We start from the raw sequence: 21,276 nt of genomic DNA, 5'->3' as shown, positions 1-21,276 counted from the left end.
TGTCGTTGCAGTATAGAAGGTAGCCGGAGCGCTACCGAGCTCAGGTAATACCTGAATTGGCGAATCATCCACAGGACGGAGGGGAAAGTAATGAGCAGTGCAATGGAAAGCAGTAGCTTGGCGCGCGGTGTATTGGCCAGTTCCCTGGCGCTGGCCTTGGCTGCCTGCGGTAGTGGCAGTGGACCCAAATCCGATCCGCCGCCGGTGACACCACCGGTGACCCCGCCGCCGACCACGACACCGCCTGTCACCCCACCGGTGACGCCGCAGCCGGCGTTTGATGCCCACCTCGCGTTGACCAATACCCAGGCGGCCCACGCCATGGGCCTGACCGGCGCTGGCTACCCCATCGGCGTGATCGATTCGGGGGTGATGCGCAACCATCCGGCGCTGGCGGGTCGGGTGCTGGTCAACCGCAACTACATCAACCCGACCGAGAACAACCTGTCGGTGGATGACGTGGTTGGCCACGGCACCACGGTGGCGCAGCTGGCTGCAGGTGCACCTACCGGGCAATGGCCAGGTGGCGTTGCACCGGGGGCGCAGATCCTGTCGGCGCGCATCATCGCTGACAAGGAGCCCACCGACGACGGTTCCGGCAATGGCAATGAGGTGACCGGCGCACTGGGCCTGGCGCCCATCCATGCTGACCTGATCGGCGACGGCATGCGCATCATGAACAACTCCTGGGGCGGCCTGTACTGGACCCGGCCAAACGTAACGGCCGAGATCGCCAACGAGTACCGCCCCTTCATCAGGGACAATGACGGCCTGGTGGTGTTTGCCACCGGCAATGAGTCCAAGGCCAATCCATCCGACATGGCGGCGCTGCCGAGCAAGGTAGGCGGCAGTAGCACCTACCCGGCGGCAGACCTGGAGCGCGGCTGGTTGGCGGTGGCGGCACTGGATACAGCCAATCCAACTGCTTTGGCGTATTACTCCAACGCCTGCGGTGTGGCCAAGAATTACTGTCTGGTGGCGCCGGGTACATCGATGTTCATCGGCCATGACAGCACTGCCAACAATCTGGCCTACTTCTACGGCAGCGGCACCTCGTATGCGGCGCCGCTGGTGTCGGGCGCGGCGGCACTGGTGTGGCAGGCCTTCCCCTATTTCAACAACGACCTGGTTCGGCAGACCCTGCTGGGTACGGCCACCGACCTGGGTGAGGCTGGCCCGGATGCGGTGTTCGGCTATGGCCTGCTCAATGTGGGCAAGGCGGTGAAGGGGCCGGGCAAGGCGGATTGGGGCGACATCAAGGTCGATGTGAACAAGACCGGGCTGGATTCTGTCTGGAGCAATCCGATCAGTGGCGCCGGTGGCCTGGTGAAAAGTGGCAGCGGCTCATTGGCTTTGTCGGCCGCCAACACCTATGCCGGCGCTACCCGCATCCAGCGGGGCACGCTGGCCTTGCAGGACGGCGGCTCGATCCGTTCCAACGTCACCATCGATGCGCAGTCCAATCCCAGCGCTGCCGCGTTGCAGTTCATGGGCGGCAGCACACGGGTGGTCGGCAACGTGGACAATGGCGCCAGCGTGATCGTGCTCAGCAATGTGGGCTCGGCAACCATTGAGGGCAACTACCTGCAGCGCTCCGGCGCGCAGCTGATGGTGGCCTTGGGCTCCAATGCCCTGCAGGTGACCGGCACCGCCAGCCTGGACGGCGGGGTGACGGTCAGTGGTGCGGTCAATGGCTATGTGCCGCAGAATGGCCGTCGCCAGGACCTGCTGCATGCAGGCGGTGGAGTTAGCGGGCAATTCGCTACGCCATCAACAGGTGACACTGGCGTGACCCTGCTGGATGTCAAATATGGCTACGACGCCAATAACGCCTGGCTGCAGCTGGACCAGGTGAGTGTCACCGCGATGGCGAGCAGCGCTGGCGTCGGGCTGCGCGCGATGTCGGCGGCGCAGCGGGTGGAGCACGCCTTCGAACTACTGGATAGCGATACGGTTCTGCAGGCCACCGCATTCGGCGCGGCGGCGGGCTCCGTGCAAAGTGTGGGCGGTGGTTTTTCCGGCCTGGCACAGAGTCTGGAAAGCCTGAGCGGGCAGGCCCATGCCACGGCCACGGCAATGACCTTTGACAGCATCGACATGAGCCGTCGCGCGCTGTCCAGCCAGTTTGCCGAAGGCGGCAGCCGCGCAGCGGCCAGTGGTGTGTGGATGCGCAACCTGGGCGGAGGCGGCCAGGGCGGTTACCTGGGTAGCGACTACAGTGTTGCCGGCTGGATGATGGGCGGCGAAGCTGCGCTGTCCGGCAATGCCGTGCTGGGCTTTGCGTTCGGTGAAACCCGGGCCAATGGCAACGGCGGGGTAAGCCAGGATCGCGGTCGCGACCGCCAGACCCAGTCGCAGTTGTATGCAGGCTGGCAGCGCGGCGATGTCTATGTGTTGGGCCAGGCCGGGTTTGGCCAGTACCAGCGTGAGCTGGATCGTGGTTTGCTGCTGGGCGCCGAGCGTGCGGGCGTGCATGCCCGTTACAGCGGCAATTTCCTGTCCAGCAGTGTGGAGGCCGGTTATCGGCTGGGGCGTGGTTCGGCCCAGCTCACTCCGTATCTGGGCGCCGATTACACGCGTATCGATGGTGGTGCCTTCAATGAACAGGGCGGCTACGGTTTTGGCCTGCGCGCCGATGATTGGAGTAGCAGCCGTGTGCAGGCCTTGGCGGGCCTGCGTGGCCAGTACCTGTGGAAGCAGGTGGCGTTCAACGGCTATGCCGAATGGCAGCAGGCGCTGGGCGGCAATGGCCTGAGTCTTGATGCCAGTTTCGTCGGTGTGGATGCCTGGGCGCCAATTGCCGGCCTGCAGCCTGCACGCGCTGGCGGCCTGTTCGGGCTATCTGTGGAGTCGTGGCTGGCCCGTAATACGCGGCTGTCGCTGGGTTATGACCAGCGTTTCGGTCCGCGCGGTGACAACCGTCAGGTGTCGCTGCGGCTGCAGCAGGCGTTCTGATCGGCGCGGCCTTTGCCAGGCTGAAATAGCAGAAGGCGGGCGAGATGATCGCCCGCCTTCTGTGTTTTAACCCTGCTGCTTATTCGCCGCGCAGGCGGTTCATGCGCGGCACTGCACGGCCCATCGGCATCTTCAGTTTGCCAATGGCTTCGAGCCGGTTTTCGGCGATGCGATCGGCCGCACGCTGTGGTGAAATTTCATCGCGTTCGGACTGGTCGAAGATCTTGCCGAGGTTGTGGTAAATGCTGCGGATCAGGCGCATGGCGCGCTCGCGGTTGTAGCCGTCGATCTCCAGCGACACGTTCATCACCCCGCCGGCATTGACCGCATAGTCCGGGGCCCACAGCACGCCGCGCTTGTACAGCTCATCGCCGACCGCATGGCTGGCCAGCTGGTTGTTGGCGGTGCCGCAGATGACCTTGGCCTTGAGCCGCTCGAGGGTGGCCATGTCGATGGCGCCTTCCATCGCGCAGGGCGCGAACACGTCGGCAGCCACGTCGTAGATGGCGTCGGGCTTGACCGCCTCGCAACCGTATTCAGCGACGGCCTTCTGCACCAGTACCGGGTCCAGATCGGTGACATAGAGTTTGGCGCCACGTTCGCGCAGCAGCTTCACCAGCTCCATGCCGATATGGCCCAGTCCCTGCACGGCAATGCTGAGCTTGCCGATTTCCTCATGACCAAACTTGCGCTTGACCGAGGCCATCAGCGCCTGCAACGCGCCATAGGCGGTGAAGGGGGCCGGGTCGCCGGAGCCGCCATGGACCTGGTGTACGCCGGTGACGAAGCCGGTTTCCAGGTAGATGTTTTCCATGTCGTTGACGTCGGTGCCCACGTCTTCGGCGGTGATGTAACGGCCCGCCAGCGCTTCGACCTGGCGGCCGAAGGCGCGGAACAGCACTTCGCTCTTGGCGGTCCTGGGGTCGCCGATGATCACCGCCTTGCCGCCACCCACATTCAGCCCGGCCAGGGCGTTCTTGTAGGTCATGGTGCGGCTCAGGCGCAGCACGTCGCGCAGCGCATCGTCGGTGTTGGCATAGGGGCGCATGCGCACGCCGCCCAGGGCCGGGCCCAGGGTGGTGTTGTGGATGGCGATGATTGCCTTCAGGCCGGCATCGCGGTTCTGGCAGAACAGAACCTGCTCATGGCCGGAGGTCTCGAGGGTTTCGAACAACATGCGGGCTCCGATGGCGTGCTTGCCACAACGTCAGTGATCGTGTGGCCAAAATGGCTGGCCGGAAAACAAAAAATGCGACTTCGTCGGGGTAGTGACGGGTCGCGGATGGGGCATTCTAATCCATTCGCGCTGGGGGAATGTTCAGGTTTGGCTACCCTCGCTGGCACCCGGTGTTGCGGGAGTTGGCGTCACGTGTGCCCATCGGGAGCGTAAACCTGCAAAAGGTCACGCTGCGCTGCAACCTGACCTGCAGGGCCAGCGGTTCTATCATCGGTTGCAATAGAAACCGGATGTTGCACGGCCCATGAGTACCCCCGCCTCCCAGCTCCCGCAGACGCAGCCTGAAACCACCCCGCTGCGCTTTGTCACCGCCGCCAGCCTGTTCGATGGCCACGACGCGGCCATCAACATCATGCGCCGCCTGATCCAGGCGCAGGGTGCGGAGGTGATCCACCTCGGGCACAACCGCAGCGTGGAAGACGTGGTGCGCGCCGCCCTGCAGGAAGACGCCGATGCCATCGCGCTGTCGTCCTACCAGGGCGGGCATGTGGAGTACTTCAAGTACATGGTCGACATGCTGCGTGAAAAGGGCGCAGGCCATATCAAGGTATTCGGCGGCGGTGGCGGCACCATCACCCCGGAAGAGATCCGCGAGCTGCAGGCCTACGGCGTGGAGCGTATCTACCACCCCAACGACGGCATGAAGATGGGACTGGTGGAGATGATCGAGGATGTGGTGGCGCGCGCCGGCAAGGCACGCGAAGCGGCTGCACACCACGATGAGATCGAAACGCCGTCGATCGAGGATGAAATCGGTATCGGCCGGGTGTTGTCGGAGTTGGAAGATGGTGGCCATTCCGAAGTCGGGCTAGGCCATCTGCGCAAGCAGTGGCAGTTGGCCGCAGGCGCCACTCCGGTGATCGGTATCACCGGCACCGGTGGTGCGGGCAAATCTTCGGTGACCGATGAGCTGCTCAATCGCTTCCTGGCCAGCTTCCCGCAGATGCGTATTGCGGTGATCTCGGTGGACCCGACCCGCCGCCGTACCGGCGGTGCCTTGCTGGGCGACCGCATCCGCATGAACTCGCTGCGTTCCAAGCGCGTGTACATGCGCTCGATGGCGACCCGCCGCCAGCATGCGGCGATCAATACGGTGCTGCGCGACTGTATTGGTTTCCTCAAGTCGCTGCACTTCGATCTGGTGATCGTCGAGACCGCCGGTATTGGCCAGAGTGACTCGGAGATCGTCGACCTGGTCGACTTCCCGATGTACGTGATGACCAGCGATTTCGGCGCGCCCAGCCAGCTGGAAAAGATCGACATGCTCGATTACGCCGAGCTGGTGGTGCTGAACAAGTTCGACAAGCGTGGCGCCGAAGACGCACTACGCGACGTGCGCAAGCAGTGGAAGCGCAACCGCGTCGCCTTCACCATGAAGGACGAAGATGTGCCGGTCTATCCGACCATCGCCAGCCAGTTCAATGATCCGGGTATCAGCTGGATGTTCGCCAACCTGTGCCGTCTGCTGAGCGCCAGGACCAAGGCCGAACTCGCGCCGCAGATCGATACAACGCTGAAAGAGCCGCGCGCCACGGTATTGATACCGGGCAGCCGCGTGCGCTACCTGGCCGAGATCGCCGAGCAGGGCAGGGGCATCAATGCCCGCATTGAATCGCAGGCCGAGGTTGCCGAGCGCGCGCAGGGGCTGTGGCAGGCCTTGAAGGAGCTGGACGATGCAGCGTTGCCGAATGCATTGGATCTGTATGCAGGCGATGCTTTGCTCCCCTCTCCCGCCGGGAGAGGGGCTCAGGTTGATCGCTCGCTGTTGATCCTGCGCCAACGCTACAACGATGCCGTGCAGTCACTGGATTCCGAAGCGCTGCGCCTGCTGCGCGAGTGGCCGGCGCGTCTGAAGTCGATCACCGAGCCGGTCAATGAGTACCAGGTGCGCGGCAAGACCATCCGCGTCGAGAACTACCGCGAATCGCTCAGCCACCAGCAGATCCCAAAGATCGCCGCGCCCACCTACCGCAGCTGGGGCGAGTTGCTGGTGTTCCTGCAGAAGGAAAACCTGCCGGGCTCCTACCCGTATACCGGCGGCGTCTATCCGTATCGTCGCAGCGGCGAAGACCCGATCCGCATGTTTGCCGGTGAAGGCACGCCCGAGCGCACCAACCGCCGCTTCCATTACCTGAGCGTGGGCCAGCCGGCCGCGCGCCTGTCCACCGCGTTCGACAGCGTGACTCTCTACGGCGAAGACCCGGCACCGCGACCGGACATCTACGGCAAGATCGGCAATTCCGGCGTCAACATCCCCACGCTGGACGACATGAAGAAGCTGTATTCCGGCTTCGACCTGTGCGCGCCGACCACCTCGGTGTCGATGACCATCAATGGCCCGGCGCCGATGATCCTGGCGATGTTCATGAACACCGCCGTTGACCAGCAGATCGAGAAATACCTGCAGGAAGACCCCGCGCGCTGGGCCGAGGCGGAAGCGAAGATCGCCAAGCTCTTTGAAGGCCGCGGCCGCCCGCAGTACCACGGCGAACTGCCACCGACCAACAATGGACTGGGCCTGGCCCTGCTCGGCGTGACCGGCGACCAGTTGGTGGATGCCGATACCTATGCCCGGATCAAGGCTGAGACGCTGTCCACCGTGCGCGGCACCGTGCAGGCCGACATCCTCAAGGAAGACCAGGCGCAGAACACCTGCATCTTCTCCACCGAGTTCGCGCTGCGGATGATGGGCGACATCCAGCAGTATTTCGTCGACCACAAGGTGCGCAATTTCTACTCGGTGTCGATCTCCGGCTATCACATCGCCGAGGCCGGTGCGAACCCGATCAGCCAGTTGGCCTTCACCCTGTCCAATGGCTTCACCATCGTCGAGTACTACCTGGCGCGTGGCATGAAGATCGATGACTTCGCGCCCAACCTGTCGTTCTTCTTCTCCAACGGCATGGATCCGGAGTACACGGTGATCGGCCGCGTAGCCCGCCGCATCTGGGCGCGTGCGATGCGTGAGCGCTACGGCGCCAACGAGCGCAGCCAGATGATGAAGTACCACATCCAGACCTCGGGCCGCTCGCTGCACGCGCAGGAGATCCAGTTCAACGACATCCGCACCACGCTGCAGGCGTTGTATGCCTTGTTTGACAACTGCAACAGCCTGCATACCAACGCCTACGATGAGGCGATCACCACGCCGACCGAGGAGAGTGTGCGTCGCGCGGTGGCGATCCAGATGATCATCAACAAGGAGTTGGGGCTGAACTTCTGCGAGAACCCGTGGCAGGGCAGCTTCATCGTCGACAAGCTCACCGACATCGTCGAGGAGGCGGTGTACAAGGAGTTCGAGGCGATCAGCGAGCGCGGTGGCGTGCTGGGTGCGATGGATACCATGTACCAGCGCGGCAAGATCCAGGAAGAATCGCTGTACTACGAGCACAAGAAGCACGACGGCAGCCTGCCGCTGGTCGGCGTCAACATGTTCCTGCCCAAGGAGCATGCCGGTGAAGTGGCGACCGAGATCGAGCTGATCCGCTCGACCGAGGAAGAGAAGGGCCAGCAGATCGAGAACGTGCACAGCTGGCAGCGCAATCGCAATGCGCTGGCGCCGGCCGGCGAAACCTCGCATTCGCACGAGGTTGAAGGCCTGGCCGCAAACGGGGAAGCGCACGACGGCCACGGCCTGGCCTACCTGCAGAAGACCGCACGCGACCGCCGCAACGTGTTCGAAGCCCTGATCGAAGCAGTGAAAACCCACAGCCTCGGCCAGATCAGCCACGCGCTATACGACGTAGGCGGCGAGTACCGCCGCAATATGTAAGCGCCCCACCTGTAGTGCCGAGCCATGCTCGGCAGAGGCCTTCCCAGTAGAGCCCAGCCGAGCATGGCTCGGCTCTACCCAGAAACCATGCAGCGCTCCACCTGTAGTGCCGAGCCATGCTCGGCAGAGGCCTTCCCGGTAAAGCCCCCGCCGAGCATGGCTCGGCTCTACCGTCGGCCGCTGTTACTCTTGGGCCAACATCCCGGTTACAGGCAACAACATGGATAGACGGCGTTTCATCGGTGGGGCGGCAGTGGCGGCTGCATTGCCCCTGATCGGCATGCAGGGCGCAATTGCCGCCACCCACGGGCAACTGCTTGCCGCGGGACTCAACAAGGGCGATACGGTTGGCCTTGTGAGTCCGTCCTCGGCCAGCAGTGAGCGGCTCAGTCTGCAGCTGGCACGCGAGGCGATGGAAGCGCTGGGCTTCGTGGTCAAGACCGGTGCCCACTACGACGCCCGCCATGGTCATCTGGCCGGCACCGACGCCGAACGTGCTGGCGACCTCAATGCCATGTTCGGCGACAAACAGGTCAAGGCCATCATCTGTGTACGCGGTGGTTCCGGCGCGGCGCGCTTGCTGCCGCTGCTCGACTACGATCGCATCCGCGCCAATCCCAAGGTGCTGCTGGGTTACTCGGACATCACCGCTCTGCATTGCGCCATCCAGGCCAAGACCGGGCTGGTCACCTTCCATGGGCAGATCGGCGCGGGCAGCTGGAATCGTTTCAACGTCGATCAGTTTGATCAGCTGTTCTTCAAGCGCGAGCTGATGCAGTACCAGAACCGCAGCGAAAGTGACGACGAATTGGTGCCGCGTGACAACCGCACGCTGACCATCCGTGGCGGCAGGGCGCAAGGTGAGTTGATCGGCGGCAACCTGACCGTGCTCACTGCGCTGGCAGGTTCGCCGTACCTACCGGATTTCAGCGGCAAGATCCTGTTCCTGGAAGACGTGGCCGAGGCGCCTTACCGCATCGACCGCATGTTCAGCACCTTGAAGCTGATGGGCGCACTGGACAAGATCGCCGGTTTCATTTTCGGTGAGTGCACCGACTGCTCGCCGGGCGATGGTTATGGGTCGTTGACCCTGGACCAGATCTTCGACGACTACATCCTGCCGTTGAAGATCCCGGCCTATCGCGGGGCGATGATCGGCCACATCAAGGAGCAGTTCATCGTGCCGGTCGGCGGCAAGGTCGAGATGGACGCCGATGCAGGGACGTTCCGGTTGTTGCAGCCGGTACTCAGCGGCGCGTGACGCCGGCAGTGACGTGACGGGCTGCCGTCACGTCGCCAATCTCCCGGCTTATTCCTCTTCGTCGCCCTGCGCGTCCTCAGCCTCGTCTTCGGCCTCTGGCGACAGCCACCAGGCATGGCCGTCTTCGCGTACCAGAGGTGCACATTCGCGGGTTTCAATCGTATCCAGGTGGCGGTCCGGGTGGCCGGCTACCCAGTCTTTCAACAGTTTCTCGACCGACAGGTGGCTCTGTGCGGCAATGCCGAGGTTGCGCTCGGTCTGCCACTGCGGGTTCTCATCCTGCACCTGCGCATGATTGTGTGGCGCGCCGTAGCTGCAGCGCAGGCAATAGTGGCGGATGCTCTGGGTCCAGTCCTCGGCATAGCCGATGCCAGGCGCACTCGCGCGCAGTAGTGCGTCGATATCCTCGCGGCTGGGCGCTCGCACGAACACCACGAAGGTCTGGAACTCGGACGGCAGCAGCCGCTCCAGTTCGTTGAACACATGCACCTCGCGCTCGCCATCAAAGCGTGAGCCGGTGGCAGCGCCGTCGTGCAGCACGATGTCACCGAAACGGTGGCCGCTTTCCGGCAGTGGCACATTGAGGATGCGTGCGCGCACCGGATCGATGCGGCGCATGAAAACCGTCTCGCCGGTGCTCCATGGGTTCAGGCGCACAACCGCCACGCCGAAGTCACCATCGATGGGGCCGTCACCTTCTGGAAGGGGAATGTCGCAGGCGGCCCATAGCTCGCGCACGGTCGCCCACTGGCCCAGACCGGTGGCGGCAATGGCCGCGTTCCAATGCTGGGCCTGGTCGAATTCGTCGGACAGTTCGATGGCGCGCAGGTTGTCCCGCAGCGATCCGGCCCAGTCCATCTGGTACTTCAAGGCCAGCCCGCGCATGTAGTGATAGAACGGGTTGTCCGGATGGTGCTGCAGCAATATGTCGAAAGCGCAGGTGGCATCGTTGAGTTGGCCATCGTCCACCGCTGCGTAGGCATGGTTGTGGATGCGCTCCAGATCTTCGTGTTCGGTGCTCATTACCGGCAGTTCCAACAGGGTGCCGGAATGATGGCACGTGCTGCGCTTCTCAGGGCTGGCTTGGACTGCCTTGCAGCTTGTGGAAGTGCAGTTGGCCGCCGTCCCGTTGCACACGCAGGCCCTGCACCTTTCCGTCTGCGCCGCGCAGGAACTCGAACCGCGGTTGCGAGGCATCACCAGCAGGGTTGACGAAGCGGGTAGGTGTCAGCGGCTGCAAGCGGCGTGGATTGTCGTCAGCCTGCGACACGACGAGCGTGTCGTCAGCCACTGCCACCCGGAACCGATCGTGGTCGAAGTAGCCGGTCATGCTGCCGGTGACGCTGCCCGGCAGGTCGGGGGTCAGTAGATAGTCACCTTCGAAATCGGCCAAGGTTGTGGTCGGCAGCTCTATGGTGCGCAGGACCTGGTTGTCGCCGCTGAGGTCGGTCAATGCATTGCGCAGCTCCGCCGCCAGCCTGGCGCCATTGGCACCATTGGTGAGGATTACGAAGCCGTCGCCGCTGGCGGGGTAGCCCTCGATCCAGGCGCGATAACTGTCATTGCTGCCGCCATGGTGGAACACGCGGGACCTGCCTTCGCCCTCCAGACGTGGGCCAAGCCCGTGTTGGCTGGGTGCCACCTCGGTCATCATCGCAATGGCCAAGGACTGGGGAAGAAACGGGCCTTGGCCACGATAGGCGCTGAGCAATGCCGCGACGAAATGCCCCAGGTCGTTGGCACTGGTCCAAAGGCCGGAGGCAGCCTGCTCCGGAAAACTTTCCCAGCCCCTGGGCAGGGCTGTGGCTTGGCCCTTTTTGTCGTGTGCATGGGCAACATTGCGGGTGTCGGCGGGAAGCGGGTTGATGAAGGTGCTGCGTGACATGCCGACCGGGGAAAACACGCGTTCGTCCGCCAGTTGCGCGAACGATTTGCCGCTGGTGTCCTGCAGCAGCAGTTGCTCGATGGTGACGCCGCCACCGGAATACAGCATGCGGCTGCCCGGAGGAAACTGGATGCGTACCGCTGCGTTCTTTGCCGGCGATTCGCCGTTCAATGTCTGCAGCAGGGTAGGCAGTGTTTCGCCGGGTTGGTAGTCCTCAAAGCCCCACACGCCCAAGCCTGCGGTATGCGACATCAACATCCGCAGGCTGATTGTGTCCGGATCGACGCCGGCGCCGGCGGGGATCTTCCAGGAGTGCAGATAGCCGTTGACGCTGCGGTCCAGGTTAAGCTTGCCGTCGGCGACCTCGCGCAAGGTGACCGCGGCGGTGACGACCTTGCTTACCGAGCCCACCGAGAACAAGGTGTCCGCATCCACCGGGTCGTTGCTGCCCGCCTGGCGTGTGCCGAAGCCACGCGCATAGACGAGCTTGCCATCACGGATCACAGCCACCGACGTACCCGGAACGCTGTGCTGTGCCATGCGTTCTGCAAGTGACCAGTGAGGGAGCGGGGCTTGCAGAGGCAACACCGCAGGGCGCAGGCCGTGCGTCAAGGCATCGTCGATTTCCTGGCGCGGATCGGAGGCGAGAACGGGGCCGATGAAACCGGTCGCCAGTATTACCAGCAACGACCATCGGATATGGGAAATGCCTTGCTTGAACTTGCGGCTCATGGGTATTCGCATCCGGGCCAGGGGCAGGTCCGGGCAGCTTAGCGTGCGCTTGCGGGTGCTGGTACTTTGCCCGGGTTTGAACTGTGTCTTGCATGCAGTGCTGGCTGCCGGCACCGTGTGCCGGGTACGGCTGAGTAAGAAATGGCGTGTTTTACATGCCGATAACGACGCCATGGTCAGCATTGGCATCGTTGCTGGCAGCGGTGGTACTGCGACTCCGCCCACCGGCAATCTCGCATGGTGTCGTGCCCCAGCAAGGGCGAACGGAGAGTGATGATGGATACACGCAAGATGTCGATACGCCACGTGCTGGGCGCTGCTGCAGTGTTGGCTGCATTGTCCGCGTGCGCGAAGCAGGACGCGGCGACGCAACCTGCGGCAGGCGCGGTAACGGCAGCGCCAGCAGCGGCCACGCCGGCTACACGCGACGGTACACAGCAGCCCTTGCAGGTGGCTGTATTCAACCCTGGCCAAAGCGGCATCTTCGCGGTGTCCTCCGAGCTGCTGACCGGTGCGCGTGATGCGGTGCTGGTGGATGCGCAGTTTTCCACTGCCGATGCGGCCAAGCTGGTGGAGATGATCAAGGCCTCCGGCAAGAAGCTGACCACGATCTACATCAGTCACGGCGATCCCGATTTCTATTTCGGGCTGGAGACGCTGCACGCGGCGTTCCCCGATGCGCAGATCCTGGCCACGCCGCAGACCATCGCGCATATCCAGGCCAGCAAGGATGACAAGCTCAAAATCTGGGGGCCGCAGCTGGGCGCCAACGCGCCCAAGCAGCTGCTGGTGCCGTCGCCGCTGCAGGGCGACACACTGCAGTTGGAAGGGCAGGCGCTGAAGGTTATTGGCCTGGCCGGTGCCAGCCCCGAACGTACCGCGTTGTGGGTACCCTCGATCAGGACGGTGATGGGCGGGGTGCTGGTGGATGCCGGCTCGCATGTATTCATGGCCGACACGCAGACACCGCAATCGCATCAGGCATGGCTGGCGGCCCTGCAGCAGATCAAGGATCTTGCCCCGGCGCGGGTGATCCCCGGCCACTACGCCGATGGCGCGGCGCAGGATCTGGATGCGGTGAATTTCACCGCCGGCTACATCCGGGCTTTTGATGAAGAAAGCGCAAAGGCCAAGGATTCCAAGGCCTTGATCTCCGCCATGCAGCAGCGTTATCCGGGACTTGAAGGGGAGGCATCCTTGCAACTCAGCGCGAAGGTAGCCAAGGGCGAAATGCCGTGGAAGTAGTGGTTTAATGTGGCTAGGCTCGGTCGCCAGACCTTGAGGTGCATCCCGTGAAAACATGTTCTTTAGCGGTATTTCTGATTGGATTTCTGGCCGTGGCTGGCGTCCAGGCCGGGGAGTCCATTCGTTTGGACGCCTCGTCGGATGCATCCGCGAAATCCAGTTGGAAACGGATGACGGAATCGGTCAGCCGAGAGAAGCAGCAGCAACTGCTGGTGGCCATGCTTCAGATCAATCTGGCCGGAGTGAACTCGGCGTATGAGGTCGCAGGCAATCCTGAGCTGCAGCACCCTAGCATCGCCAGGATCAAGGACAGGATTGCCGGGCTGAATGCCGATGAGATCATCGCAATGGGAAATCGGGTCTCGACCTTCCAGGCCGAGGTGAAGCACTGAGGCTGGCACTGGCTGCCGAGCAGCAGCCAACTACATCAAGACACGGGCTCCAGGAACGGATCGGAAGGCCTATCGCCCAGACGCTTCTTTGCTTTGGCGGCGTACATGGCGGCATCGGCGTGGCGCAGCAACGCGTCCACATCGTCGCCGTCGGCCGGGAAGCACGCTACCCCGACGCTGGCGTCGATCTGCGGCGTGTCGCTGCCCAGGCTTTCCAGCAGCGCCAGCCGTGCACGCAGGGCGGCAGCAATGGTCAAGGCGTCGTCGCGGCTGGCACAGGCAGGCAATACGGCGACGAATTCGTCGCCGCCGACGCGGGCGATCAGATCGTTCTGGCGCAGGCCGTCGCGCAGTTGCCGGGCTGCATCGCGCAGCAGGCGGTCGCCTGCTTCATGCCCATAGCGATCGTTGGCGGCCTTGAAACCGTCCAGGTCGATATAAAGCAGCGCCAGGCCTTCGGCGCTGCATGTCGCGCGCGCCAGCGCGGCTTCCAGTTCGCGTCGCAGGTGGTAGCGGTTGGGCAGGCCGGTGAGCGCGTCGTGGCTGGCCAGGTGCTCCAACTGGCGCTCGATGCCACGCAAGGCGGTTACCTCGTGGCCAACCCCGATGCGAATGCCATACTCGGGCAGCCATTTGGCCGACCATTGGATGTCGACGACACTGCCATCCTTGCGGATATAGCGATTGCGGAAATTTGAACGCGGCCGGCCTTCCATCGCATCCTGCGCCGACTGCTCGGTGGCGGCGCGATCATCCGGGTGCACCAGCTCCATGATCTGCCTGCCGATTGCTTCGGCGGGGCTGTAGCCGAAGATGGTTTCGAATGCGGCGTTGACCAACAGCAGCTCGCCGTCGGGCGCAACCATGCATACCGCGTCGGGCAGCAGATCCAGTACCTCACCCAGCGGTGGCAGCTTGAAAGGCATGAAGGCGTGTGGCGAAAGCGAGGGCAGGGATTATGCGGTGTCCAGATTACAGCGTCTGTCAGGCGGCGGCCCACACCCCTGGATTGCGGATGTTTGCAGCCTGCTAAGGCGGGGTGGGGCGGATTGGCGGGGCCGCAGGGCACCCCGCAGTGACCATGCTTGGTCACGGCCATAGTGGGTATTTACCGCCGGGCACTGGCAGGGGCACGCGGCCTGTGGGTTCCGGTACGGCCTGCTTGAACTCGCTGATTGCGGGCGGGCAGGGCTTGTCCCATGCTCCGCGCATGGACCTGAACAGCTTTTTCCAATCCGCCCTTTCGCTTGACGGCATGGTTGGCCACGCCAGCTATCTGTTGTTGATCCTGTCGATGCTGATGACGCGCATGATGTGGCTGCGCAGCTTGGCGGTAGGGTCCGGGCTGCTCAGCATCACCTACTCGGTGATGATCTCCGACTACGTCAGTGCAACCTGGGAGGTCATCTTCGTGGCGGTCAATGTGGGCCAGTTGTCATTGCAGGCCTACCGCAACCGCATCAGCCATTTTTCCGTTGAGGAACGCCGCTTCCGCGAGGCGGTGCTGCCCTTGGTCGAGCCGGCGCAGGCGCGGCGGGTGCTGGACCTGGGCCAGTGGTGCGAGGCTGACGCAGGGGAGGTGTTGATACGGCACGGTGAACAGGCCAGCCACATGCTGTTCATCGCCAGCGGCGAGGTGGCGGTGGTGGTGAACGACGTGGTGGTGGGCTGGTGTGGTGCCGGCGCCCTGTCCGGCGAGATCAGCGTGCTGACTGACATGCCGGCCACGGCAACGGTCGTCACCGCCAAGCCGACGCGCTACCTGGCGCTGGAGCGGCATGCGCTGCGCACGCTGATGGCACGCGAGCCGGAGATAGAGCACGCCATCGACCAGTGCTTCCGCAAGGACATGCGGCTGAAGCTGGCGGCTGCCAACCAGGCCATGGCCGATGCCGGCATCCGGGTTGAGGTGGTGCAGACCAGCCTGCAGTAAGCTTGCCACCGGCGCGGGCTACCGACTGAATGTCCGTACCGGTTGCTGCCCTGATGCTCTGGGTAAACCGTAGGCAATCCAGTGGCTTGGCGGCAATTGAGGGCCTTGAAGTGGGCTTGGGATAAAACCTGAAGCGCGGCTTTTGCTACCCTGTGCTTCTTTGGGTTCTGGGGCTGTTCCCCGCGGTTATTTCCATGGTGTGGTTGCGTGTAGCTCTGATTCTCCCGTTGATCGTGATCAACACGCTGGCGCATTGCCTGCCGTTGTTCGTGGTGGCGTTGTTCAAGGCGGCGCTGCCATTCCAGGTGGTACGCAGGGCCTGCAATCCGCTGCTGACCGGGCTGGCCGAGAGCTGGATCGCGGTCAACAGCGCAATGATCCATGCCTTCACCGCCACCCGTTTCACGGTCAGCGGTACCGAAGGGCTGGAGCGCGATGGGCACTACCTGGTGCTGGCCAACCACCAGAGCTGGGTCGATATCCTGGTGCTGCAGAAAGTGTTCAACCGGCGTATCCCGCTGCTGCGCTTTTTCCTGAAGCGCTCGCTGTTCTGGGTGCCGGTGCTGGGCCTGGCCTGGTGGGCGCTGGATTTCCCGTTCATGGGCCGCTACACCCGCAAGCAGATCGCCAAGAACCCCGAGTTGGGGCGCCGTGACATGGAAGTGACCCGCAAGGCCTGCGAGAAATTCGCCAGCATCCCGGTGGCGGTGATGAACTTCGTCGAAGGCACCCGCTTCACCCGCGAAAAGCATGCCGGCCAGGCCTCGCCGTTCAAACATCTGCTCAAGCCCAAGTCCGGTGGCGTGGCGTTCGTGCTCGATGCCATGGGTAAGGGCCTGAATGCCCTGCTGGACGTGACCATCGTCTATCCCAAAGGCATTCCCTCGATGATGGACCTGATGGCCAACCGGCTGCCGGAAGTAAAGGTGCTGGTACGCAAGCTGCCGATCCCCGCCGAGTTCATCGGCCGCAACTACCAGGAAGACCGCAACTTCCGTGCGCAGTTCCAGCAGTGGATGAACGGCTTGTGGCTGCAGAAGGATGAGGACATCAGCCGTCTGCTCGAAAACAAGGCCTGATTGCCAGGCCCGAAAACAACAAAGGCCCCTGACGGGGCCTTTGTTGTTTGCATCCACCGCGCGTCAGCGGTAGACGCGCTCGCAGCGGGTTTCAACTGCGCGCTGCCCATTGCGCTCCTGGTTGCGGCCCTGCACATTGCGGCCGACAAGGCCGCCGGCCACCGCGCCACCCACCGTGGCAAGTTTGCGGCCATTGCCCTTGCCGACCTGGTTGCCCAGCAGGCCGCCGACCACCGCGCCGGTGGCCGTGCCGGCAATGCGGTTCTGGTCGCGCGCGTTGTTGGCGACCTCAACCTTGTGGCAGACCACGCGGCTGCCGTCATTGAAGCGGCGGCCTTCATCGTTGGGCCCGTAGGTCTGTGCCTGCGCACCGGCGGACAGCGTGATGGCGGTGACGGCGATGGCCGAGGCGAGAGAGAGGCGAAGCTTGCCCATGGCGGACTCCTGTTGCTGGCGGCGCACAGTGGCGTCAATGTGGCTCCAGCCTGCACCGGACAACTGGAATTGCAGGTGAAGTGCGGGCGCGCCGATTGAACCGGTGTTCATGCTTTGCGGCGCGGCTGCCTGAAGGCGACGCGGCTTGGGTGTAGAGTGCGCGCCATCATTCGTATTGAAGAGAACCGCGCATGAGCACTGTTGCCGCTTTCTATCCCGTAGGTACTCCCGGTCAGGCCTGGGGCGCGCTCGAGCGTGCGCAATGGCTGGCCCTGCAGCAGGTGCAGCGCAGCTATGCCGGGGAAGTGGTGAGCAAGATCGACGCCTTGCGCGAGCGTTTCGACGTGAGCCAGTACGGCGAGCTGGACTACCCCTCGGGCCGCTACCCGCTGTTCGCCATCCGCAGCCGCAACTGGGACGAAACCTTGCCGGTGATGTTGGTTACCGGTGGTGTGCACGGTTACGAAACCAGTGGCGTGCAGGGTGCACTGCAGTTTGTTGATCAGCAGGCGCAATCCTATGCCGGCCGCTGCAATCTGCTGGTGGCACCGTGCGTGAGCCCGTGGGGCTACGAGCGCATCCAGCGTTGGAATGCAGAGGCGCTGGACCCGAACCGCTCCTTCGTGGCGAACAGCCCGGCACAGGAGTCGGCGGCGTTGATGGCGCTGGTCGCGCCACTGCAGGGGCGAGTGCTGATGCATATCGATCTGCACGAAACCACCGATACCGACGAAACCGAGTTCCGTCCGGCACTGGCTGCGCGCGACGGCAAGCCGTTCGAGCCGGGCGAGATTCCGGACGGGTTCTATCTGGTGGATGACACCGAGAACCGCCAGCCGCAGTTCCAGCAGGCCGTCAATGCGGAAGTCGCCAAGGTGACCCACCTGGCTCCGGCTGATGAGCGTGGCGAGATCATCGGTTCAACCGTGGTCGCCGAAGGCGTCATCGAGTACCCGTTGAAGGCATTGGGCTTGTGCGCCAGCGTCAGTGGTGCGCGTTACACCACCACCACCGAGGTGTATCCGGACAGTCCCAAGGCAACCCCGCAGCAGTGCAACGATGCGCAGGTAGCTGCCGTGGTCGGCGCGCTGGACTACGCACTGACCCATAACTGAGGTCGCCGACACCGTAGCCCGGGTAAGCGCAAGCGCACCCGGGAAGCCGACAGCTCCGCCGGCATCGATTGATCAGCACCGTAGCCCGGGTAAGCAAAGCGTGCCGGGAAGCCCGTAGCGCTGCCAGCACCGACGCGTCGAGCGAACGCCGCCAGGCCGGCGGCTACGCCGCGCTGCGCACCACGTTCACACGGTCAAGCACAGCCGCTGTGGACCATGGCAGCCATGAACCTCCCGATCCCTCTGTTTGTCGCACTTGCGCTGGCCGCCCCTTGCGCCCATGCCGATGACGCGCCCGAATTCGACCGCCCCGGCATTGGCTTTTCCACCAGTACGATTGGCAAGCAGGTGTGGGCGTGGGAACAGGGACTGCCCGATGCCAGCCGTGACCGCAGCGGCGGCGTGACCGTCACCCAGTGGATTGCAGACACGCTGTTGCGTTACGGCGTGGCCGATACGCTGGAGTTGCAGCTAGGCGCCGACAGCTGGGCCGGGTTGCGTGTACGTGGCGCGGGCCTGCATGTGGACGAGAAGGGCGGTGGCGATGGCAGTGTGGCGCTGAAATGGGCGCCAGCGCTGGCCAGTGATCAGCTCACCTTTGCCCTCAAGGCCGGCGCCACGCTGCCCTGGGGCCGGGCGCCATTGGGCGACGGCGGGCACGATTACGATCTGGGTATCAGTGTCGCCTGGGCATTGCCGGGCGATACGAGTTTTGCCCTGTATGCCGATCGCCAATGGGGTGACGGCGGCAAGGGCTGGTTGTTCTCACCCAGCTACAGCTTCACGTTGGCCGACGATGTCTCGGCGTATGTCGAAGCCGGTTACGGCACCGGCGCGCAGTACATGCGTGCGGCCGGTGCCGGTGTCAGCTGGATGCTGCGCCCGCGTCTGCAGCTGGATGCCTCGGTGCTGCGTGGATTGGACGCGGACACCACCGACTGGCAAGACGGGTTAGGTGTGTCGATCTACTTCGACTGAGCAGGGCGCTCAGCGGTTCACCGCGGGCCCGTAAACGCCGCTGTAGCCCGCCGCGCAGTCGCTGCTGCAGTCACTGCCGAGCATGTTGCGTACGATCAGACCGGCGTTGTTCTTGGAACGAAAATGACCGACGCCGCTGCTGGTATCACCACCACCGAAGTTGTAGGGGCTGCCATCGCTCCAATCCCAGTCAAAGCTGTAGGCACTGCTGCCGGCACCGACATCGACCTGGGCGTAGACATTGGCGCTGCTGTTGAACAGCGCACCATCGGCGCAGCCAGCGCTGTAGCTGGTGGTGAAGCAATGCACCTGGTCACGCGAGCCGGCGGTGATGGTGTAGAAGCGGATGCCGGCATAGCTGGCCGGGAAGGTTCGCAGGCTGCCATTGCCACTGCCGGTCCAGCGGTTGTAGCCGTAATAGGTGATGCCGGTGCTCGGGTACAGGCCGAACGTGTAATAGGTGTACGGATAGACGTAGGCCTCGGCATTGCAGGTGGGGGCCAGAGTGGATTGATAGCCGGTGCTGCGGCAGGTCTGCAGGCCGCGCAGGCCGCCGGCGATATTGATGAAGCGCCGCACGCTGGCCTGGTTGCCGGAGTACTTGATCATCGCCAGCGCCATGGTCGAACCCAGCGAATGGCTGACGATGTCGACCTGGCTCTTGCCGGTATAGGCCTTGACCTTGTCGATGAAGGTCTTGAGCACCTGATAGGTAGCCGGGGAGTGGTAGTTGTACTGCGGTGCGGCGCGCTCGCTGGCGCTGAGGTAGGTGATGCCGAACAGTTCGCAATCGTTGTAGCCGGCTGCCTTGAGCTCGGCATAGATCGAGCGCGGCGGGGTGGTGTAGCCGCTCACCGCGCCGGCGGGCATGTCGAAGCTGATCGCACTGTCGCCATTGCCGGGGATGAACACCACCGGGGTCTTGCTTGCGGTGCAGCTGCCGCCGCCAAAGCCGCCCTGGCCGACGCCCGGGCTGAAGCCGCCAGCGTATTGGTTGGCCGTTCCGCTGCAGGTGTAGCCATTGTTGCTGCCGCAGTCCAGCGCCTGGGCGCTGGCCGGCATCAACATCAGCATGGCAGTGGCCAGCGGCGCGGCGAACGCACCGAGCAGCCAGCTGGAAACGACGGGGACAGACCGGGTGATCGACATCTGGCAGCTCCTGACGGGTGGGCGTTGCAATCAGCCCAGCTTCCGCCGCTCAGGCAGGTACAGACAGTGTCCTTTAGGGAAACTTGCAGCGCAGCACGTCGCAGGGCCGGGTGCTCATTTGCGCTTGCGCACCAGCGACGTCGAGGCCTGCAGGATGGCACGGGTCAGCAGGGCCATGGTCTTGACCTCGCCCTTCCAGTGTTGCCAGTACAGCGGCACGTCTTCCCAGGCGCGCGCCTTGACGTAGACCAGGCGGCCGCTGTCCAGGTGCCGGCGCACCAGCGGCAACGGGTTCATGGTCCAGCCCAGCCCGCCAAGATTGGCGTGCACAAAGGCGCGGGTGGAAGGAATCCACCAGGTGGGCGCGTTGTGTGGCTGCTCGACCCCGGCCAGACGCCGCGCATAGCGCGCCTGCATATCGTCCTTGCGGTTGAACACCAGCACCGGCGCCTGCGCCAGGGCCTGTGCGGTAACACCCTTGGCAAAGTGGCGGGCATGGAACTCGGGGGTGCAGGTGGCGGCATAGCGGATGCTGCCCAGGGCGTGGATCTGGCAGCCCTGCACCGGCTCGGACAAGGTGGTGACCGCGCCCATCACCGCGCCCTGGCGCAGCAGGGCGACGGTGTGGTCCTGGTCTTCGGTATGCAGGTCCAGGGTGGTGGAGGTGCTTTGCGAGAAGCTCTGCACCGCCTCCGGGAACCAGGTTTCCATGCTGTCGTGGTTGACCGCCACCGGGATGCTGGCACGCGGCAGTTCGGCATCGCTGAGGCCGATCCGCTCGAAGGCATCACGCTCGAGCAGGGCGGTCTGCTCGGCCAGCTGTACCAGTACCTGGCCCTCCGGTGTCGCCTCGGTGGGAATGGTGCGCTTGATCAGCAGTTTGCCGACTCTGTCCTCCAGCGCCTTGATCCGCTGCGATACCGCCGAGGCGGTGACATTCAACGACAAGGCGGCCCGCTCGAAGCTGCCCTCACGGATCACTGCAGCCAGAGCCCGCAGTTGGGCGTGGTCGATGCGCATATTAAGTTCTGCTAAAGACGGTTAACTAAGTTTAGCTCTACTTTTTGATGCTGCATTGCGACAATTGCCGCGTCCGGACGTGCCGGTG

At 63.8% G+C, this 21,276-nt stretch carries 16 protein-coding genes; 9 read left to right on the top strand and 7 right to left on the bottom strand.

From position 1 onward, the window contains the following. Window positions 1-102: 102 nt before the first annotated feature. Window positions 103-2,955 carry an autotransporter serine protease gene (locus ABB27_RS01995; protein ID WP_057626625.1) on the top strand — a complete coding sequence of 951 codons (2,853 nt, stop codon included), beginning with the start codon at window positions 103-105 and terminating at the stop codon, window positions 2,953-2,955. A 79-nt stretch (window positions 2,956-3,034) separates the two neighbouring features. Here the strand turns inward: ABB27_RS01995 and ABB27_RS01990 are convergent, their stop codons facing one another. After that, a complete protein-coding gene (locus ABB27_RS01990; RefSeq protein ID WP_057626555.1) occupies window positions 3,035-4,132 on the bottom strand; it encodes a Glu/Leu/Phe/Val dehydrogenase dimerization domain-containing protein in 1,098 nt (365 codons plus the stop codon). 304 nt (window positions 4,133-4,436) lie between these two features. On the opposite strand from ABB27_RS01990, the gene ABB27_RS01985 reads away from it, so the two are divergent. Beyond that, complete coding sequence (locus ABB27_RS01985) at window positions 4,437-7,964, top strand: methylmalonyl-CoA mutase family protein (RefSeq protein ID WP_057626554.1); 3,528 nt, start codon at window positions 4,437-4,439, stop codon at window positions 7,962-7,964. A 220-nt stretch (window positions 7,965-8,184) separates the two neighbouring features. Beyond that, on the top strand, window positions 8,185-9,225 hold the full coding sequence (locus ABB27_RS01980) for a S66 peptidase family protein (protein ID WP_057626553.1): 1,041 nt from the start codon (window positions 8,185-8,187) through the stop codon (window positions 9,223-9,225). 48 nt (window positions 9,226-9,273) lie between these two features. On the opposite strand, the gene ABB27_RS01975 is transcribed toward ABB27_RS01980, so the two are convergent. Beyond that, window positions 9,274-10,248 carry a tetratricopeptide repeat protein gene (locus tag ABB27_RS01975; protein ID WP_057626552.1) on the bottom strand — a complete coding sequence of 325 codons (975 nt, stop codon included), beginning with the start codon at window positions 10,246-10,248 and terminating at the stop codon, window positions 9,274-9,276. A gap of 49 nt (window positions 10,249-10,297) precedes the next feature. Beyond that, window positions 10,298-12,025, bottom strand: coding sequence for a serine hydrolase domain-containing protein (locus tag ABB27_RS01970; protein ID WP_161809597.1), 1,728 nt, complete (start codon window positions 12,023-12,025; stop codon window positions 10,298-10,300). Window positions 12,026-12,151: 126 nt separating this feature from the next. On the opposite strand from ABB27_RS01970, the gene ABB27_RS01965 reads away from it, so the two are divergent. Continuing rightward, window positions 12,152-13,087, top strand: a complete 936-nt coding sequence (locus ABB27_RS01965; RefSeq protein ID WP_425477468.1) for an MBL fold metallo-hydrolase — start codon at window positions 12,152-12,154, stop codon at window positions 13,085-13,087. A gap of 47 nt (window positions 13,088-13,134) precedes the next feature. Then, window positions 13,135-13,479, top strand: coding sequence for a hypothetical protein (locus ABB27_RS19555; RefSeq protein ID WP_152984392.1), 345 nt, complete (start codon window positions 13,135-13,137; stop codon window positions 13,477-13,479). A 35-nt stretch (window positions 13,480-13,514) separates the two neighbouring features. On the opposite strand, the gene ABB27_RS01955 is transcribed toward ABB27_RS19555, so the two are convergent. Further along, a complete protein-coding gene (locus tag ABB27_RS01955) occupies window positions 13,515-14,405 on the bottom strand; it encodes a GGDEF domain-containing protein (protein WP_057626549.1) in 891 nt (296 codons plus the stop codon). Window positions 14,406-14,689: 284 nt separating this feature from the next. On the opposite strand from ABB27_RS01955, the gene ABB27_RS01950 reads away from it, so the two are divergent. Next, entirely contained in the window at window positions 14,690-15,412 is a 723-nt protein-coding gene (locus ABB27_RS01950) for a cyclic nucleotide-binding domain-containing protein (protein WP_161809596.1), read from the top strand. 194 nt (window positions 15,413-15,606) lie between these two features. Then, complete coding sequence (locus ABB27_RS01945) at window positions 15,607-16,491, top strand: acyltransferase (RefSeq protein WP_057626547.1); 885 nt, start codon at window positions 15,607-15,609, stop codon at window positions 16,489-16,491. Window positions 16,492-16,554: 63 nt separating this feature from the next. On the opposite strand, the gene ABB27_RS01940 is transcribed toward ABB27_RS01945, so the two are convergent. After that, the gene (locus ABB27_RS01940) at window positions 16,555-16,926 is read right to left on the bottom strand and encodes a glycine zipper 2TM domain-containing protein (RefSeq protein ID WP_057626623.1); all 372 of its coding nucleotides are present in this window, start codon (window positions 16,924-16,926) and stop codon (window positions 16,555-16,557) included. A 191-nt stretch (window positions 16,927-17,117) separates the two neighbouring features. Here ABB27_RS01940 and ABB27_RS01935 point away from each other — a divergent pair, with 191 nt between their 5' ends. Both ABB27_RS01935 and ABB27_RS01930 read left to right on the top strand, forming a co-directional pair. Further along, window positions 17,118-18,041 carry a M14 family metallopeptidase gene (locus ABB27_RS01935; protein WP_057626546.1) on the top strand — a complete coding sequence of 308 codons (924 nt, stop codon included), beginning with the start codon at window positions 17,118-17,120 and terminating at the stop codon, window positions 18,039-18,041. Window positions 18,042-18,266: 225 nt separating this feature from the next. Beyond that, window positions 18,267-19,019 carry a transporter gene (locus ABB27_RS01930; RefSeq protein WP_244479103.1) on the top strand — a complete coding sequence of 251 codons (753 nt, stop codon included), beginning with the start codon at window positions 18,267-18,269 and terminating at the stop codon, window positions 19,017-19,019. Between the two features lie 9 nt (window positions 19,020-19,028). Here ABB27_RS01930 and phaZ7 read toward each other — a convergent pair whose 3' ends face one another. After that, window positions 19,029-20,168, bottom strand: a complete 1,140-nt coding sequence (phaZ7, locus tag ABB27_RS01925; protein WP_057626544.1) for an extracellular native short-chain-length polyhydroxyalkanoate depolymerase PhaZ7 — start codon at window positions 20,166-20,168, stop codon at window positions 19,029-19,031. A 114-nt stretch (window positions 20,169-20,282) separates the two neighbouring features. Next, window positions 20,283-21,188: a LysR family transcriptional regulator ArgP gene (locus ABB27_RS01920; RefSeq protein WP_057626543.1), complete on the bottom strand. Its 906-nt coding sequence runs from the start codon at window positions 21,186-21,188 to the stop codon at window positions 20,283-20,285. Window positions 21,189-21,276 lie beyond the last annotated feature (88 nt).

The organism is Stenotrophomonas terrae, from assembly GCF_001431465.1.
GTDB classification, from domain to species: domain Bacteria; phylum Pseudomonadota; class Gammaproteobacteria; order Xanthomonadales; family Xanthomonadaceae; genus Stenotrophomonas; species Stenotrophomonas terrae.
Note: the sequence above shows the minus strand (reverse complement) of the source record. Positions and strands in the feature narration are given on the sequence as shown.

What these genes read in the sequence shown, in the direction of transcription:
- ABB27_RS01995 (WP_057626625.1), top strand. Translation starts at nt 103, where the DNA reads ATGGAAAGCAGTAGCTTGGCGCGCGGTGTATTGGCCAGTTCCCTGGCG.
- ABB27_RS01990 (WP_057626555.1), bottom strand. Translation starts at nt 4,132, where the DNA reads ATGTTGTTCGAAACCCTCGAGACCTCCGGCCATGAGCAGGTTCTGTTC.
- ABB27_RS01985 (WP_057626554.1), top strand. Translation starts at nt 4,437, where the DNA reads ATGAGTACCCCCGCCTCCCAGCTCCCGCAGACGCAGCCTGAAACCACC.
- ABB27_RS01980 (WP_057626553.1), top strand. Translation starts at nt 8,185, where the DNA reads ATGGATAGACGGCGTTTCATCGGTGGGGCGGCAGTGGCGGCTGCATTG.
- ABB27_RS01975 (WP_057626552.1), bottom strand. Translation starts at nt 10,248, where the DNA reads ATGAGCACCGAACACGAAGATCTGGAGCGCATCCACAACCATGCCTAC.
- ABB27_RS01970 (WP_161809597.1), bottom strand. Translation starts at nt 12,025, where the DNA reads ATGCTGACCATGGCGTCGTTATCGGCATGTAAAACACGCCATTTCTTA.
- ABB27_RS01955 (WP_057626549.1), bottom strand. Translation starts at nt 14,405, where the DNA reads ATGCCTTTCAAGCTGCCACCGCTGGGTGAGGTACTGGATCTGCTGCCC.
- ABB27_RS01950 (WP_161809596.1), top strand. Translation starts at nt 14,690, where the DNA reads ATGGACCTGAACAGCTTTTTCCAATCCGCCCTTTCGCTTGACGGCATG.
- ABB27_RS01945 (WP_057626547.1), top strand. Translation starts at nt 15,607, where the DNA reads ATGGTGTGGTTGCGTGTAGCTCTGATTCTCCCGTTGATCGTGATCAAC.
- ABB27_RS01940 (WP_057626623.1), bottom strand. Translation starts at nt 16,926, where the DNA reads ATGGGCAAGCTTCGCCTCTCTCTCGCCTCGGCCATCGCCGTCACCGCC.
- ABB27_RS01935 (WP_057626546.1), top strand. Translation starts at nt 17,118, where the DNA reads ATGAGCACTGTTGCCGCTTTCTATCCCGTAGGTACTCCCGGTCAGGCC.
- ABB27_RS01930 (WP_244479103.1), top strand. Translation starts at nt 18,267, where the DNA reads ATGAACCTCCCGATCCCTCTGTTTGTCGCACTTGCGCTGGCCGCCCCT.
- phaZ7 (WP_057626544.1), bottom strand. Translation starts at nt 20,168, where the DNA reads ATGTCGATCACCCGGTCTGTCCCCGTCGTTTCCAGCTGGCTGCTCGGT.
- ABB27_RS01920 (WP_057626543.1), bottom strand. Translation starts at nt 21,188, where the DNA reads ATGCGCATCGACCACGCCCAACTGCGGGCTCTGGCTGCAGTGATCCGT.